Origin of the sequence: Chitinophaga sp. GbtcB8 (genome assembly GCF_019091455.1) — a bacterium.
GTDB lineage: Bacteria > Bacteroidota > Bacteroidia > Chitinophagales > Chitinophagaceae > Chitinophaga.
On record NZ_JAGXJN010000002.1, the window covers coordinates 319,327 to 335,895 of the forward strand.

The 16,569-nt window shown below is 48.2% G+C and carries 14 protein-coding genes; 4 read left to right on the forward strand and 10 right to left on the reverse strand.

Annotated features, from left to right (window positions below; all coding sequences use genetic code 11):
* The first annotated feature begins 79 nt into the window (after positions 1 to 79).
* Positions 80 to 2,038: a phosphatidylinositol-specific phospholipase C domain-containing protein gene (locus KVT36_RS04355; RefSeq protein WP_217602277.1), complete on the forward strand. Its 1,959-nt coding sequence runs from the start codon at positions 80 to 82 to the stop codon at positions 2,036 to 2,038.
* Between the two features lie 5 nt (positions 2,039 to 2,043).
* Here the strand turns inward: KVT36_RS04355 and KVT36_RS04360 are convergent, their stop codons facing one another.
* The 6 genes from KVT36_RS04360 to KVT36_RS04385 form a co-directional block, all read right to left on the reverse strand.
* Positions 2,044 to 2,367: a hypothetical protein gene (locus KVT36_RS04360; RefSeq protein ID WP_217602278.1), complete on the reverse strand. Its 324-nt coding sequence runs from the start codon at positions 2,365 to 2,367 to the stop codon at positions 2,044 to 2,046.
* 2 nt (positions 2,368 to 2,369) lie between these two features.
* The gene (locus KVT36_RS04365; protein WP_217602279.1) at positions 2,370 to 2,723 is read right to left on the reverse strand and encodes a DoxX family protein; all 354 of its coding nucleotides are present in this window, start codon (positions 2,721 to 2,723) and stop codon (positions 2,370 to 2,372) included.
* Between the two features lie 118 nt (positions 2,724 to 2,841).
* Positions 2,842 to 3,594 (reverse strand): SDR family oxidoreductase, encoded by a 753-nt coding sequence (locus tag KVT36_RS04370; protein WP_217602280.1) that lies wholly within the window; start codon positions 3,592 to 3,594, stop codon positions 2,842 to 2,844.
* 39 nt (positions 3,595 to 3,633) lie between these two features.
* Positions 3,634 to 4,374, reverse strand: coding sequence for an SDR family oxidoreductase (locus KVT36_RS04375; RefSeq protein ID WP_217602281.1), 741 nt, complete (start codon positions 4,372 to 4,374; stop codon positions 3,634 to 3,636).
* A gap of 123 nt (positions 4,375 to 4,497) precedes the next feature.
* A complete protein-coding gene (locus tag KVT36_RS04380; protein WP_217602282.1) occupies positions 4,498 to 6,168 on the reverse strand; it encodes an RICIN domain-containing protein in 1,671 nt (556 codons plus the stop codon).
* Between the two features lie 75 nt (positions 6,169 to 6,243).
* The gene (locus KVT36_RS04385) at positions 6,244 to 7,191 is read right to left on the reverse strand and encodes an AraC family transcriptional regulator (protein WP_217602283.1); all 948 of its coding nucleotides are present in this window, start codon (positions 7,189 to 7,191) and stop codon (positions 6,244 to 6,246) included.
* 351 nt (positions 7,192 to 7,542) lie between these two features.
* Here KVT36_RS04385 and KVT36_RS04390 point away from each other — a divergent pair, with 351 nt between their 5' ends.
* A complete protein-coding gene (locus KVT36_RS04390) occupies positions 7,543 to 8,619 on the forward strand; it encodes a DUF2652 domain-containing protein (protein ID WP_217602284.1) in 1,077 nt (358 codons plus the stop codon).
* 74 nt (positions 8,620 to 8,693) lie between these two features.
* Positions 8,694 to 9,383, forward strand: coding sequence for a flavin reductase family protein (locus tag KVT36_RS04395; protein WP_217602285.1), 690 nt, complete (start codon positions 8,694 to 8,696; stop codon positions 9,381 to 9,383).
* Here the strand turns inward: KVT36_RS04395 and KVT36_RS04400 are convergent.
* Positions 9,357 to 10,880 carry a lipase maturation factor family protein gene (locus tag KVT36_RS04400; protein WP_217602286.1) on the reverse strand — a complete coding sequence of 508 codons (1,524 nt, stop codon included), beginning with the start codon at positions 10,878 to 10,880 and terminating at the stop codon, positions 9,357 to 9,359. The genes KVT36_RS04395 and KVT36_RS04400 overlap by 27 nt on opposite strands.
* A 205-nt stretch (positions 10,881 to 11,085) precedes the next feature.
* On the opposite strand from KVT36_RS04400, the gene KVT36_RS04405 reads away from it, so the two are divergent.
* Entirely contained in the window at positions 11,086 to 13,473 is a 2,388-nt protein-coding gene (locus tag KVT36_RS04405; protein ID WP_217602287.1) for an ABC transporter permease, read from the forward strand.
* 95 nt (positions 13,474 to 13,568) lie between these two features.
* On the opposite strand, the gene KVT36_RS04410 is transcribed toward KVT36_RS04405, so the two are convergent.
* Genes KVT36_RS04410 through KVT36_RS04420 form a run of 3 tightly spaced genes read right to left on the reverse strand, consistent with a single transcriptional unit; the run spans position 13,569 to position 16,190 of the window.
* Positions 13,569 to 14,618: an MlaD family protein gene (locus tag KVT36_RS04410; protein ID WP_217602288.1), complete on the reverse strand. Its 1,050-nt coding sequence runs from the start codon at positions 14,616 to 14,618 to the stop codon at positions 13,569 to 13,571.
* A 3-nt stretch (positions 14,619 to 14,621) separates the two neighbouring features.
* The gene (locus KVT36_RS04415; protein ID WP_217602289.1) at positions 14,622 to 15,395 is read right to left on the reverse strand and encodes an ABC transporter ATP-binding protein; all 774 of its coding nucleotides are present in this window, start codon (positions 15,393 to 15,395) and stop codon (positions 14,622 to 14,624) included.
* A gap of 3 nt (positions 15,396 to 15,398) precedes the next feature.
* Positions 15,399 to 16,190 carry an ABC transporter permease gene (locus KVT36_RS04420; RefSeq protein ID WP_089910291.1) on the reverse strand — a complete coding sequence of 264 codons (792 nt, stop codon included), beginning with the start codon at positions 16,188 to 16,190 and terminating at the stop codon, positions 15,399 to 15,401.
* Between the last annotated feature and the right edge of the window lie 379 nt (positions 16,191 to 16,569).

Consider the following 16,569-nt stretch of genomic DNA (forward strand, 5'->3'; position numbering starts at 1 on the left):
AAGGTTTAAACAAATATGGAAACCGGCGCGTTATAAAATACAAACCATTGCTGTTTATTATATACCTGATCTGCCAATTATGTATAAATTCCTTTACTCCCTGTTGTTATTCACCTGCCCGCTGTATGCGCAGAACCTTTCCTTTACACCGCCCGTAGCCCTGCTGCCACAGGCCGTTACAGACAAAGCACCGGACATTACGCACTTCCGGGGAGGTTATTTTGTAACCTGGAAAGCCCCCGGAAATAATGCCCCCGTTCATGCCAGCTACCTGGGCAAACACCAGGATACCGCTTTTACACAGCAGGATGTTATTGTAAGCAGCGCCGCCACCAGCTGCGCACCTGTGCTGCAGGTATTAGATGAGCACCTGTACCTGTTCTGGATAGCTGCAGATGGATCCCTGAAATATATAAAGAATGATACAGATACCAGCCTGGCTGCACAGCAGGTATATACCGTAAAGCTGAATGGCTTGCTGGCAAACGGGTTAAGCACCACGGCTATTCATGAGCAAATTGTGCTGGCCTCACATGCAAATGATAAAAGTACCCTGGTATTTGCATTGCTGGAACCCGGCAACAAGGGTGTGCTGCAGGATGCGCAGCTGCAAACTGTTGAGCGCGTACAAGCTGCCGCCTATCCCTTTATTGTAAGCCTCACGGGTACCGACATACGCTTTTGCTGGCAGGCATATAAGGGAAATGATGTGTATTATGCCGACTATAACATGCACAGCAATAAGTGGGGAGCAGCCACACAGCTGGCAGGCGCTGCTACAGGCACGGCACCCGCCTTATACCATGTGTACAACGCACAGCAGCTGTTTTACCTGTGGAGCGGGGCCAAGAAAGATACCCGCATTTATTACGCCACCGCCGGTAACGGGAACCCGCCTACGGAAAAAAAGGTGCTGCCCCCTTACTTCAACAGCAGCAACCCGGTAGCCATTTGCGAAATAGATGTTAACAATTTTATGCTGGCCTACACCGGTAATGACCAGCACATGTACCTGAGCTATTTTGCCGCCTATAACCCCGCCTCCTGGATGCAGGACCTCCTGCACCCCGCCAAAGAAACCTATACGCTAAAGGATATTGTAATACCCGGCGCGCACGATGCCGGCATGTCCGTATTAAACGGCACCGGCGGGCAAATGAAAGACGCCATTAATACCTGCAATACGCTCACCCAAAGCTTACCTATAAAAGAGCAGCTGCAGAACGGCATCCGTATGTTTGACCTGCGGGTAGGCAATTATGCGAAGGCGTTATATATAAAACATGCAGAGTCCGACTGTGATGTGGATGCTGTAGGCGCCGGTTACGGGGAAAAGCTGGCCGATGTGCTGAGCAGTGTGCACGCTTTCCTGGAAACTAACAAAATGGAAACCGTGATGCTGAACTTTAGTCACTTTTGTGAGCAGGATGTACCTACAGCCCGTTTGGCAGACACTATTATAGCACAGCTGGGCACGCACCTGTACCACAATCAGCAACAGAAATTAGCAGACTTAAAATTAAAAGACCTGGCCGGTAAAGTGATCGTAGTATTTGAGCAGCATGCCTACCAGGGCGCTATTGATTCATGCAGCATTGCAAATACTTCCGGTGCTTTTATTAATTACCGGCGTAAATATGCAGCTACCAACGATATCAAAAAAATGCTGGCCGACCAGGTGCTGTTCTTCAACAGCATGAAGGAAGGTGTAAAGGATAATGACCTCATACGCCTGGACTGGCAGCTAACCCAAAGCAGCCAGGAAGCAGCGCTGATCTGCAATGGTTTCCGCCCCGACAGGACCGGCGCTGTGGTAAGCGGCGTAATATTGCTTACCAATGCCCTGAAAAAGAACCAGACCATCCTGGACCTTTCCGCTAAGGGCAACCGTTACCTGCTGCCAACAGTGAACGACTGGATCAGTAACGGCACCATCAACAAAAAGAACAAACCTAATATCCTGTACGTAGATGCCGCCGGCAGCTGGATCACGGACTATTGCATTGATCTTAATATTAGCCCCTTGTACACCCGGTAAGGGTTTTAATAGCTGGCTTGTCCTATATCCAGCCGGTTGATTTTTCCATCCGCCTGTAGATGGAATTTCATATATGTTTTAAAAGCGCCCCATTGGTCGCTGTGAAAATGGCCGTACACATCCAGCCCCTTATTTTCTACCTTATCAATGCTGGTAAAACGTTCATGCCCCAACGCTTTTTCCCAGAAAGTGTGGAAGTTTATTTTATTACCATCATCATACAGGGCCGCATCTGCCGTGAATGCAGCAAACCAGGCTTTTTTATCTCCCGCCTGTAAGGCATTAATGGCTTGTTTTACGGTGGTATTGGTGAGTTTATCCGTTTGCATGATCAGTGTGGTTTACCCAGCGGGTGTTGCAGGAAAATGATCAGGAGGTTCAGTAACAGGAAGGGCAGCTCAATGGCTGCGCCCTTCAGGTCCTTATCCCATAAGTGAAAACAGGTAATGAATAAAATGGAAGCCGCCATCAGGAAATTGCCCCATACAAAGGTCCTGGGAAACAATATCAGCACTGCGCTGATGAGGGTAACGGCCCCGGTGATCATAATACCTGTTCTGCTGAAATGCCATTTACCAAAAAGCTGCAACATATTCGGCTGTACTGTTAACATAGCCCAGCCCTGTTTTAAGCCCATGAATACGGCTGTGAGTATGAGGATGGAGTTGATGATTTTTATATACATACGCTTATTTTATGCTAAACGCTAAACGCTTAATGCCCGCGAATTGTTTCAAACGCCCATCACAGCACATTCAACATAACACAATCAGCGTTCAGCGTTTAGCATTCAGCATTCAGCCTCAATTAGTCGCTCCTCCATTCACCAGCAAATGCTGCCCGTTCACAAAAGAAGAGAGGTCGCTGGCAAAGAACTCCGCTACATTAGCCACATCTTCCACTTCAGCTAAACGGCCCATGGGGCAGCTGTCCAGCAGCTGTTTGCGCAGCGCAGGGTAGCTTTCAGGATCAACAAAGATACCGGAATGATCTACTGCAAAAGGAATAATAGAATTAACAGTTACACCTCTGTGTCCTATTTCTTTGGAAAGAATATCCACCAGGTAGCGGGGCGTGGTTTTACTGCCGCCGTACACGGCCATACCAGGCACAGGGAACGAGGTGGTGCTGGAAGCAATGTAAATAATGCGGCCATTGTCTTCCACGTTACGGGCTGCCTGTTGCAGTGTAAAGTAAGATCCTTTGGTGTTGATGGAAAATACGCGGTCAAACTGTTCTTCTGTAAAATCGGTTACCGGTACTTCCACCATTTCAATACCAGCATTAGCCACCACAATGTCTATTTTGCCAAAGGCTTTTTTAGCTTCTGCAAACAGTTTTTCCAGCTCGGCCACTTTGCTCACATCGGCCTGCACGGCTATCACTTTAGCGCCCATGGCTGTAATATTGCTCACCACTTCATCTGCTGAAGCCTTATCGCGTGAATAATTGATCACAATATCTGCGCCCAGCGCCGCATATCTTTCTGCAATGGCTTTACCCAATCCTCTTGCAGATCCCGTAATTAAGGCTACTTTATTTTTTAAGCTGTTCATATATAGTTCAGTTTTTAAGCACTATTAATTCTTAATTATTTACGCCATTCCTCCATTTGCGCCAATATTCTGCGCATTCACCCATTTGGCATCATCACTGGCAAGGAACACTACCACGCGGGCAGTATCTTCCGGTTCGCCAATGCGGTTAAAGGGGGAGAGGCTGGCCAGGCGGCCTATCAGCTCATCGGATTTACCTTTGGTAAAAAGTTCAGTGTTGGTGGGGCCGGGAGATACGGTGTTCACATTAATACCACGGCTGCCTACTTCTTTGGCAAAGATGCGGGTAAACTGTTCTACCGCTGCTTTGGTGCCAACGTAGGTAGCATAGGTAGGCATCATTACGCGGGTGGTGGTTGAGGAGAAGTTAATAACGCTGCCATTATCGGCCAGGCGGGTAGCGGCTTCGCGCAGGGTGTTAAAAACGCCTTTAACATTAATATCGAACTGGCGGCTGAAATCTTCATCTGTAGTGTCTTTCAGCAGCTTGGTGATCATGATGCCGGCATTATTCACCAATATATCTATTTTGCCATAATGGGCAATAGCGGTATCAAACAGGTTTTTTACGTCAGCAGATTTACTTACATCGGCCTGTACGGCAATGGCATCGCCGCCTTTTTCTTTTATTTCATTTACAAGCTGGTCGGCAGCTTCTTTACCACCGGCATAGTTGATCACAACTTTAGCACCGGCAGCAGCCAGGTGACGGGCAACCGTAGCGCCAATACCCCTGGATGCGCCGGTTACTAATGCAATTTTGTTGGTTAGCGTGCTCATATTACTTTGTTTTTATTGTTTACAATTATTCGTTGTTGACAATACAAAGGTCTATGATACACGCGCCCTAAAAGTGCAAATATTACACTATTAGGTACAAAATTCTAAGGTAGGCGTTCAGCATTACAATCCAATCTTCCCATAAGGCACCCTTATGCCTTTTACCCTGTAAAAATAGGGGTCCAGGTAGCCATCCACACAATCTTCCACCCCGCAGGCAGAGAAGTTCAGGCAATAGGTTACCAGCAGCTCATTACGGCCGTTCACAGATTCAGGATGTATAGCCGGGGTATAATACCGGGCATAATTACCATACAAATATTCTTTAATAGTGTACACCTGTTTACGAACGCTGAACGGGCCCGTAGGGCTGGTAGCAGTAGCTGTATAAATATTACGGCTGTTATCACAGTTAAAGCCCTGGTCCATGGTTACCATTACATACTTTCCATTTACATAGGCAACAGCAGCGGTGCCCAGCGCATCGGTAATGCGTGCGCCGTCGCCGGTAACAGGGCTGCTAACCCAGGCTGTGCCGTTCCAGAACGTCCATGATTGCGGGTTGCTTATAGGAAAGCGGGCCACATGTACATTGTTCGTATAACCAAAACCGGTAGCCTGTGCGCCAAAAACATATACATAACCATCTGCTGCTTTTACCATGCCCGAGGAATAGTTGATAGCGTTTTGCCCCGACATACCCGCCGGTGTGGTGCGTTTTACCTGCCATTTGGTGCCCGCATTTTCTGTAAGATCATATAATGACTGATCGCTGAGGCTTAAGCCGGAACCTTCACCGCACTGAATGTATACATGGTTACCGATTTCTACCCCCGGGCCGGGCCATGCAAAACTATTACCGGGTTGAATATCGCATATTTGCTTAGGGCGCCCCTGTGCGCTGGAATCCCGGGTCATATTGGGAGTGGAAGCAGCATCCCAGTTACCGGCCGTAGGTTGTATCAGGATAGAGTTGCCATAGCTGAAAAAGGAATTGCAGCTGAATTTACCATTGGGCTGCAGGGATGCGCCATCCCAGGCATCCTGGGTTACCCACAACACTTTGCCATTGCTTAATGGAATGCTGGTGCCTTCATCAAAAGCTACTGATCCCATGGAGCTGCTGTTACGGTTAAAGAAGCGTACTACCCGGTCGTCCCGGTAAGTATCAGCCTCCCGGGCGGTTAAGATCCATTGCTGGTTAGTGCCGGTACCGGCTGTTTCCTGGGTAATAGGTGTGCCGTTGGCAGTGGATGATCCTGCATTGGTAAGGGCCATACCGCTGCCTTTATTAATAATACGGAAGGCGCCTGTAGTAGCCGCAGGCTCAATGCTCCAAAGCTGCTCATTGCTCAGGAGCGGAAACTCAAAGTATTGCTGCAGCTGCGTACCGGATACGTTTGAGCCGCCCGGCACATCCAGCAGCTTACCACTGAATACATTGCGGATATGATAATACCGGGTACCATTTACCGTGGTTTTGTAAATAATATGCCAGCGTTGCCAGCCATCAATTACGCCATCTGAAACAGAGCTGGCGTATTGGGTAATTTTACGCTGATCGTCATACTTTTCATTGTAGGTAGGGAAGCCGGTAACTTCCATGTACTTACCCCCGGCTACGCAGGAAAAGGTGTAAATGGTGTAATCCGTAATGTTGGCATTAACAGCGGTGGCGGAAACTGCGGATAGCTTTTGATTAACGGAGCGCTCCGTGGCGCTCTCATTGTTTTTTCCGCAGCTGCAGCATAGCAGGCAGGCATACAAGCCTGCAAACAGGGTGAGGGTTCTCATAACGGGAATTTTTAAATGATTAATAAATTCGATCCGTTGTTAAGATAATAGTTTAGCTGATTAGCAAAAATAATTCTAGGATGCCGGTTGCCCGAATTGTTTGCGGTACAGGACAGGGGAGAGGTCGGTATATTTCTTAAAGTAGTTGCTGAAATGGGTGCTCTCTGCAAAGCCCAGCTGGTAGGCGATTTCCTTAATAGGCGTGGCGGAATGCTGTAGTAGCGACTTAGCTTCTGCAATGGTTTTTTCCGTGATCCAGGTGCTGATGGTTTTGCCCGTTTTGGTTTTAATAACATTACTTAAATAGTTGGGGTGCAGGTGCTGGGCATCTGCATAGTCCTGCACACGGAACACCTTTTCCGTTTTACCGTTACGCAGGTCGCGGTAGTGCTGTTCCAGCATCCGCTTAAAATCCTTTACGATCTGCGAGCTGCGGTTACCCTCATAAATAGGGTTATAATCTTCCCAGAAATATTCTTTCACCTTTAATAAGATCACCACAAACAGGTTGCCGATGATCCTGTTCTTATAGGGAGAGTCGGACAGGTAGGCCTGCTCCACCTGTAAATACAGCTGCTCAAACTCCGCATAGATCTCCGGGCCTACAACCCGCGGCTGTACGGTTTCTGACAGCAGGAAAGAAAACTCCTCAAAAATGCGCGGGTGCACATTCTCTTTCAGAAAGCTTTCACTCAGCGTTACCAGGTACACTTCTCCCAGCCGCTCCCAGTAATGTGATTTATAATGCCCGGGATTGGTGAAGTAGATCATGTTAGGCTCTGTCTTAAATACATGATCGTCGGTTGTGTACTGGCCATTGGCATCCTTAACAAACACAAAGGAAAAGAAGTTAGGTTTATATACTTCCGACTGAAAAGGCAGGGAGGTAAGAATACCCTTCAGGCTATGAATATTAAATTGCGTATGCTCGTTCAGGTTACCCAGGGGCAGGCCCTGTGCTACGTACTGATCATATAACGTATTATAGATAATGATCGGCGCTGTTTGCTTATGCTGTGACATGGATGTAGGCTGATTATTAGCAAAATACGCAAAAAATGGCAGGTTGGGAAAGGGGCAAATATTCCAGTCCTTTATCGCGCTATATCCGCCTTGCCCCGCAGGTCCAAAGCAAGGACCTTGCCCGGCGTCACCGGCTTGATAAAGCCCCATAACATCACACCGCTGAAATGTCCCCCTCAGCACCATAGTCATCCAAACAGCCGGGCGCAGTCCGTCGTTGGACCTGCGGAAAAAGGCTATAAGCAAAAGGTCCGCAAATAAGGGCCTATCAACAAAAGGCCCCAACTTTCCAAGCAGCTGCGCAAAACCTTTCGCCACAAAAAAACTATTTATACTAACTTTAAAAGAAAAATGGAAAACAAAGGGCTGCTATTTATTCCTGATATAAGCGGCTTCACCCGGTTTGTCACTGAAACGGAAATTGAACACAGCCGTTTTATCATCCAGGACCTCCTGGAGATCCTCATCAACGCTAACCAGGTAGGACTGGAAATTTCTGAAATAGAAGGAGACGCCATCCTGTTCTATAAATTCGGCGCACCGCTGCAGCTGGAAGCTATTTACAAACAGGTAGAGCGAATGTTCTGCGAGTTTCACCGCCACCTCATTGCTTATGAATACCGCCGTTTATGCCAGTGCAAAGCCTGCGTATCCGCCGTTAGCCTGTCCCTGAAAGTAATTACCCATTACGGGGAATTTACCAGCTATAACGTTAAGAACTTCAGTAAGCTCATTGGAAAGGATATTATTGTTGCCCACCAGCTGTTGAAGAACGATATTGAGCAGCACGAATACTGGCTGGTAACCGAAAGCCTGCTGCCCGGCGCTCCACCCGCAGATTTTGCAGAATGGATGCAATGGAACCAGAGCGCCAAACAAACAGAAACAGGCAGCATCCCCTTCCATTACACACAGCTAAGCCATCTGAAAGACCAGATCCCGCCGGATTACCCCGCCAGCCCCGAGCTGGCGCAGCAGGCAAAAATGGTGGCTGCCAGCAAGGTTTATCATACTAATATTAAGAACCTGTTCTACACCGCCTGCCACCCGGAGTTTCGTAACCGCTGGCAAAAAGGAATAAAAGCCGTACATGATGTAGATCATAAGCTGCCTGGCATCGGCAACCGTTACCGTTATGAGCTGGAAAAAGGAGAGCGTATGGTATATGTTAGCAGCTTTGCCTATAACCCGGATGAAAGTATTGTGCTCACTGAAACCGACGCAAATAAGAAAAGCTCCCTTCATTTCTTTATGGAAAAGATGGATGAGCATACCACCCGTTTCACGCTGTCTTACTACATACGCAAAGATCCTCTAAGCCAGCTGTTATTTAAGCTCAGCAAAAAAGCCCGGCTGGAAAAAGACCTGCAGGCATCCCTGGCAGCGCTGGAACCGCTGTTGCAGGAAATAGAAGTACCGCCGTTCTAACACATTCCGCAAGAACCGGGTTTTCCGGCCAAAGGTGCACCGCTACTTTTGTAGGGTAAACAAAACAATTGTATATGCACCTCAGCACAGATCCCGCTATTTTATACTTCGGCACACCGGTAGTTCTGATCAGCACACAGAATGAAGATGGCAGCGCTAACCTGGCGCCTATGTCTTCTGCCTTCTGGCTGGGATGGCGTTGTATACTGGGTTTGGCCGCACCATCCAAAACTACGCAGAACATTATACGAAACGGGGAATGCGTGTTAAACCTTCCCTCTGTACAACAGGTAGCTGCGGTGAACCGCCTGGCGCGTACTACCGGCAGCAACCCTGTGCCGGAGGGCAAGCTGAAAAAGGGTTACCGTTACGAGCCCGCCAAATTTGAAACCGCCGGCCTTACGCCCATCGCTTCTGAAACCATAGCTCCGCCCCGCGTGCTGGAATGCCCCGTGCATATGGAAGCTAAAGTAGCAGCCGTACATGGTGTAGGCGATGATGAACCTTTGCAAAAAGGACGTATCGTAACCATTGAGCTGCGCATACAGCGTGTACACATTAACGATAGTATCTTAATGGAGGGTACTACCAACCGGGTAGATCCGGATAAATGGCGCCCGCTCATTATGAGCTTCCAGCAGTTCTACGGGTTAGGGGAGCAGGTGCATGATTCCACCCTGGCGCAGATCCCTGAAGCGCTGTACCATAGCGCTGATATTGATAAGGCGAAGTCCTCATCATTTCAGCCATCCCTGCTCCTTTAAAAACGCTATCAGCCGCGGATCTTCTACAGACAATGCCGGTATCCATTCACCCACACGTTCACGCCTCCACCAAAGCCCGCCTGCATTGCCAGGTTTGGCAAAAGTATAGTGGTATAACACGGCTCGGATAAACCTGGGCGGCTTAGCGGGAAAGGGATTACCGGCAAATAAGCTTACAGCGCCCGGGTTGTTATGCAGCAGCTTCCATACCAGGTGTAACGTCCACGGATACTCGTTTGGGGATGACATAGCGGCAAACCACATTTGCCAGTCCAGGCGCAGCTGGTAGGGCGCTATTTGTGGCGGCTGTTTATTAAGAGCTACCGGCAGGCCCTTATAGATGTAGGGTTTCCAGTTGGCTTTATTCCCAGGATACTCGTCGTTAGTACCTTCAAACACCACGTTCAATCGTTCCTGGCCCACTGTTCCAAAGGCTCCGTAGGTGTTTACCAGCGCAAGCGGATCGTAAGAGCTGTTCATGACCTGCCCGGGCGATAGCAGGTTCAGGGCCGGCTGAATACTAAGCAGCGAAATAACAGCAGTAAGAATCCATGCAGTAACGGACATGGATTTGGATGTTACGGCCCTGGCAGCAGCAGCTTCCGCTTTATGTACCAGCACACCTGGCAGTATCTTTGACCAGAAGCCATCATCAAAACAAGCCAGTGCAGGAATAATAGTAAGCCAGTTTAAGAACGAGAGGTTACCGCTGAGTATAATATTCACCTGGAATAAAACGATCACTATCCCCGCAATATGCCGGGCTAAGCGTGGCCCGAATACAAACCAGGGCGCTGCAATTTCTGCCAGCCAGTTAAGCCATACACCTATTTTTAATGCAGCATGTGGCAGAAAATGAAACCAGCGGCTTAAGGGACCTGGAATGGGTTGTGTTTCAAAATGATGGTAGAGCGCTGTGCCATTGCGCCATATTTCATCGCCCCGGAACTTGATCAGGCCCGATCCCAGCATAATACGGAAGATGAGCCAGCGGAATAAAATGAGAACAGGCAGGGGAGGCGCCGTACGCGGAAAGGGGCGCAGGTCAAGCAGCGGGCAAAGAAAAATGGAGAGAAAGCCGGTTTCAGCAAGCTGGATCTCCCAGCCATATCCATACCATTCCTGCCCTACATGCACGATGGAAAGATAAAAGGCCCACAGCACCGCAAGCAGGATGGCATTGGCATAACCGGCTGCTACTATGCAGGAAAGTATAAACCCGGCCCAGGCCACTGTTAACAGCGCAGTATCAGAATGCCAGTACCAGAAAATGGAGGGCAGGCGCCGGAAGCCCGCGCCGCTTGATCCAAATGCAGCGCTTACCCGTTCCAGGTAATGATTCAGCGGCAGCAATCCGTCCGTACCAATTAAAGGAACAAGCTGGTTAATGGCCACCAGGAAAGCGACCGCATAAACCACTCCAAGCATACGAAGTATAACAAAGCGTGTAAGCCAGTAGCTGGAAGCAGAGGAAACGATGCTGTTTTCACTATCCATAGCTTGCGGTTGTTAAATGTCAGATCAATTTATCGAAATAATCCTGGAAAATGCAGTCTGTCTAATTACCGGACAGCCCTTGTCCGATTATGAACAATCCTTTCCTTCTGCCTTCATATAAATACCTGATTCATAGTTAACTAGCTTTCAGGCATTTTTTTTGGATTTCCAGCCTGCATTTTCCCTTTACTCATATAACACCGTTATGCTTAACACTTATCTGAAGATTGCGCTGCGTTACCTGCATAAGAACAAAACACATGCATTCATCAACATTGGCGGGCTGTCAGTAGGCATGGCAGTAGCCATGCTGATAGGTTTATGGGTGTGGAACGAGCTTTCTTTTAATAAGTACCATCAAAACTATAACCGCATTGCAGAAGTAATGCAGCAGAAAACGCTGGATGGTAAGGTAAGCACAGGCGAGGTAATTCCTATGCCGCTGAATGCCGCCATGCATGAAAGTTATGGCAGCGATTTTAAGTACATTGTTATGTCAACCCTTACCTGGGATCATATTTTATCCGCAGGTGATAATAAGATCACCTATACCGGCAAATATATCAGTGCAGATGCCCCTGAAATGTTTTCCCTCCGCATGCTTAAAGGCACGCGTAATGCATTAAAAGGCCCTTCCTCCATGCTGCTTTCCCAAACAGTAGCAAAAGCTTTGTTTGGCGATGCAGACCCCATGGGCAAAGTAGTAAAGCTGGATGATAAGGTTACTTTTTTGGTAGGAGGTGTGTATGAAGATCTGCCCCGCAACAGCACACTGCGCAATGTAACCTTTATGGCGCCCTGGGATTATTTCGCCACTTCGGAAGACTGGATCGTGAACAGGGCGGCTGCTGACTGGAACGATGATTTCCTGCAAATGTATGTGCAAATAGCAGATCATGCAGATATGGCAAAGGTATCGGCCAAAATAAGGAACATAAAAGCGGAAAAGGCCGGTCCGGCCAATGCACTGGCTAAGCCGGAGCTGTTCCTGCAGCCTATGTCCAAATGGCACCTGTATATGGAGTTTAAAAATGGGGTGAACGTAGGCGGCGCCATACAATACGTGTGGCTTTTCGGCATCATTGGTATTGCAGTGCTGCTGCTGGCCTGTATTAATTTTATGAACCTGCAAACAGCACGCTCAGAAAAGCGGGCAAAAGAGGTAGGCATCCGCAAAGCTATTGGCTCTTTCAGGGCGCAGCTCATTTACCAGTTCTATTGTGAATCCATGTTAACGGCCATACTGGCCTTTGTACTGGCCCTGCTGCTGGTAGTGCTGGTTTTACCATTCTTTAATAATATAGCCGATAAAGATATACAGATCTTATGGAGCAATCCTTTGTTCTGGAGCAGCTGCATAGGGTTTGCTTTGTTAACCGGTTTGCTGGCCGGCAGCTATCCGGCTTTATACCTTTCCTCTTTTCAGCCGGTAAAAGTATTAAAAGGTACTTTCAGGGCCGGCCGCCTGGCTGCCATACCGCGTAAGGTGCTGGTAGTAGTGCAGTTTGCAGTGTCTGTGATATTGATCATTGGTACTATCATGGTATTTAAACAGATCCGTTTTGCCCAGAACCGCCCGGTAGGTTATAGCCGCGAGGGGTTGATCACTATAGAAACCGCTACCAACGACCTGCATAACCATTTTGAAGCCGTACGTGCTGATCTGCTGAGGTCCGGCGCCATAACAGCCGTATCAGAATCATCCAGCCCTTCCACCGGCGTTAATAACTACCGTGGAGGCCTGGAATGGAAAGGGAAAGATCCGGCTATGACAGATAATTTTGCCAACATCCGCGTAACATCTGAGTATGGTAAAACCATAGGCTGGCAGTTTGCAGCAGGCCGCGATTTTTCCAGGCAGCTGCTCACGGATTCCACTTCGCTGATCGTTAACGAAGCCGCCGTAAAATACATGGGGCTGAATGATCCAATAGGGGAGATCGTACGGTTCAGGAACAAGGATTACCACATCATTGGTGTAATTAAGGATATGGTTATGCAATCGCCCTACGAGCCCGTGAAACAAACTATTTTTTATATAGCCCCTGAAGATTTCGGGTATGTGAATTTCCGTATCAGCCCTAACGTAAGCGCACATACGGCGCTTGATAAAATAGCAGCTGTTTGCAAAACCTATTCGCCCGCAATGCCTTTTACCTATAAGTTTGCCGATGAGCAGTACGCCCGCAAGTTCAATGCAGAAGAACGCATTGGCAAGCTGGCCAGCTGTTTTACCATTCTTGCCATTTTCATCAGCTGCCTGGGATTGTTTGGTATGGCGGCATTTATGGCAGAGCAGCGTTTCAAGGAAATAGGCGTGCGCAAGGTAATGGGCGCCTCTGTATTTAATTTATGGAGCCTTTTAAGTAAAGATTTTGTAGTGCTGGTGATCATAGCCTTTTGTATAGCCGTACCCGTGGCTTATTATGGTATGAGCGCCTGGCTGCAGCATTACCAGTACCGTGCAACAATGTCCTGGTGGATCTTTGCCGTTACCGGCCTGGGAGCCATTGCCATAACGCTGTTAACCGTCAGCTACCAGGGTATTAAGGCAGCGTTAATGAATCCGGTGAAGAGTTTGAGGCTGGAATGATCACGGCATAGGCTCAATACAACATTTCACAAAAAAACAGGGATGTATCACATCTGATACATCCCCTATATTAATTCTTAATTCTTCTTTATTAATTACTGCCCCAGTGCCTTCAAACTATCTTTTCTCGCCTGCTCCGCCTTTTTCTCCAGCTCTTTCTGCTCTTTCTTCTTCTGCTTCTCCTGCCGGCGGAAATACCCGCGCAATAAGAAGTTATGCCGTACAGCTTCCATATTGGTATCCAGCTTGCCGGTGCTGTTAGCCAGGTTCTTTAAGGTCAGCTGCAGGTCATGCGCGGCGCTGTCATCGTTCAGCAGCACACCTGCCGGCGATTCGCTGCTGTTTAGCTTAGTGCTGATGCTGTTGCTGGCCTGCTGCAGGTTGGCCACTACATCATTAGCCCTGCGGGCAATGGTATCAAAGCCGGTAGCGGTATTACGCAGGCGTTGAAATATAACCGTATCTGTTACCAGGTCATTAGCCAATGTGCCCGGGTTTTGCAATTTTGCCGTATAGCCGGCCAGGTTACTGGTAAGACGCTGCGCATTGTTAGCGCTGGCGCCCAGCTTGGCCATGGTGGTGTTCAGGTTATCGTACACGGTGCTGTCGTTCAGCAGCTTACCCAGGGTGCCGTGGCCTTCGGAGAGCTGCTGGGCCAGTTTGGCCAGGCTGCCCGTTATCTGCACCAGGTTCTTATTGTTCACCTGCAGGGTATCCAGTATTTCATCAGTGCTGATGCTGGTGGCCACGCCAATCACATCTCCGTCCTCAATAACCGGTGTATGGCCGCTGCCGCCCGTCAGCGCAATGATCTTGTTACCCACCAGCCCATCGGTGCTTACCTTGGCTTTTACATCCTTATGAATAAACTGGCGCGAGTTCTTGTCAATATTCATCAGCACTTCGATCTGGTCATGCTGTATAAAGGTGATCTTTTTGATCATACCTACTTTTACGCCGGAATACCAAACGTTATTACCTTTGGCAAGCCCGCCCACATCGTGGAAAATTGCTTTTACCTCTACAGATGACATAAAGGATTTCCGTTGCCCGCCCAGCACCAGCACCGCCAGGGCAAAAATTACCAGCCCCAGGAAACTGAATATACCTACTTTAACGGCTCTTGATCTGCTAGTTTCTTTCATAAGCTATTGTATAAAGTTATAATCGTAAAATTCCCGTATCAGCTCATCGTTATCGCTGAATACCTCTTCAAAGTTGCCCTCTTTAATGAACCGGCCTTCCTTCATAACGGCAATCTTATCGCCGGTGGCTTTTGCACAGGCCAGGTCATGCGTAATAATAATGGAGCTGGTCTTGAACCGCTTTTGCACTTCGTTGATCAGGTTATTGATATCCGTGCAGGTGATCGGGTCCAGCCCGGCGGGGGGTTCATCATATAACATGATCTCCGGCCGCAATATCAGCGTACGCCCAATGCCTATGCGTTTACGCTGCCCGCCGGACAGCTCCGCCGGCATCTGTTTTATTGTTTGCGAAAGGCCCACAGCTTCCAGCACGGTGGCAATGCGTTCGTCCCTTTCCTTTTTGCTCATATGCGGCATATTACGCCTGAGGGGGAACGCGAGATTTTCGCCCACCGTCATACTATCATACAAAGCCCCGTTCTGAAAGCAAAAACCAATTTTCAGGCGCAGATCCCGCAGCTCATCATGTTTAAGGGTTTCCACTTCCAGCCCCAGCACATTCACCGTGCCCGAATCCGGGTACAATAACGCAGAAATGATCTTTATCAATACTGATTTACCCGTACCGGAACGGCCCAGTACCACAATGTTCTCGCCCCGGTGCAGGTCCAGGTTAACGCCCCGCAGCACATGGTTCTGTCCAAAGGATTTATACAGATCCCTGATGGAGATCACCGTTTCATCCCAGTGTATTTCCGGCGTAAATGGTTTCATAAGTTAGCGCAACATATTTATTACCTGAACAATAATGATCTCTTCTATAAATATCAGGAACATGGAAATCACCACGCTCACATTAGCCGCTTTACCCACGCCCTGTGTGCCCTGCGTGGCATGATAGCCCTGGTAGCAGCTCACAATCCCAATGGTAAAGCCGTAGAACAGCGTTTTAATGAATGAGGAGAAAAAGTCCAGGAACGAAATTTTCTCAAATGCATTCTGGACAAAGATGGCCAGGCTGGTCTGCTCATTCAGGTGAATATCCAGGTAAGAGCCCGTCATGGCTACCAGGCCGGTATAAGCCATTAAAAGCGGCACACATAACATACAGGCCATTACCCGGGTTACCACCAGGTATTTAAAAGGATTGATGGCCGATACCTCCATGGCATCAATCTGCTCTGTTACTTTCATGGAAGCCAGCTCCGCGCCAATGCTGGAACCCACCTTACCTGCGCAGATGAGAGCAGTAACCAGCGGCGCCAAAGCGCGTATTACCGCAATAGAGATCAGCGATGGCAGCCAGGAGGTAGCTCCAAACTCCGCCAGCGACGGCCTGGATTGTTTAGTGAACACCAGCCCCGTAATAAACCCCGTGAGCGTGATCAGCAGCAATGATTTATTACCTATATAATAACACTGCCGTACAAACTCCCGGCCTTCATATGGAGGCGTGAACATCTCCTTGAAAAACCGGAGAACAAACTTGAGTATGTCATAAAAATTCAGGAAAAACTTATCAATGCCCTTGGTAATAACCGGTTGCTCTGATCGTTCAGTAGACCCCATAGCTGGTATTTATCTATTAATAATTGGCCATTTATCATATGCACAAGCCCTTTCCGCTGGTTTCTTAACCCGCTACGCGGTACTGTTAAACAAACAACATTCCAGAAACAGAATGTTGTAAAACCGCGCTGAGCAGATAAATTTATTAATAACCAGGTTGTAATATAAGCATATAGGATGTAAAGACTTATACAATATGTGGAGTATAATCCCGGTTCATAACCGGGCATAAGATAATAATGATTTAACAGGGGTTACTTATGAGGAGTTTGGGTTATATGAGGATCAGGCGCTAGTTAATCCTCATGCTGACTAAAAGCCCGGTGGATTTTGGAAACAGATTAATTTTATCAAGAAGAAACATGCTCCAAAAATAAAC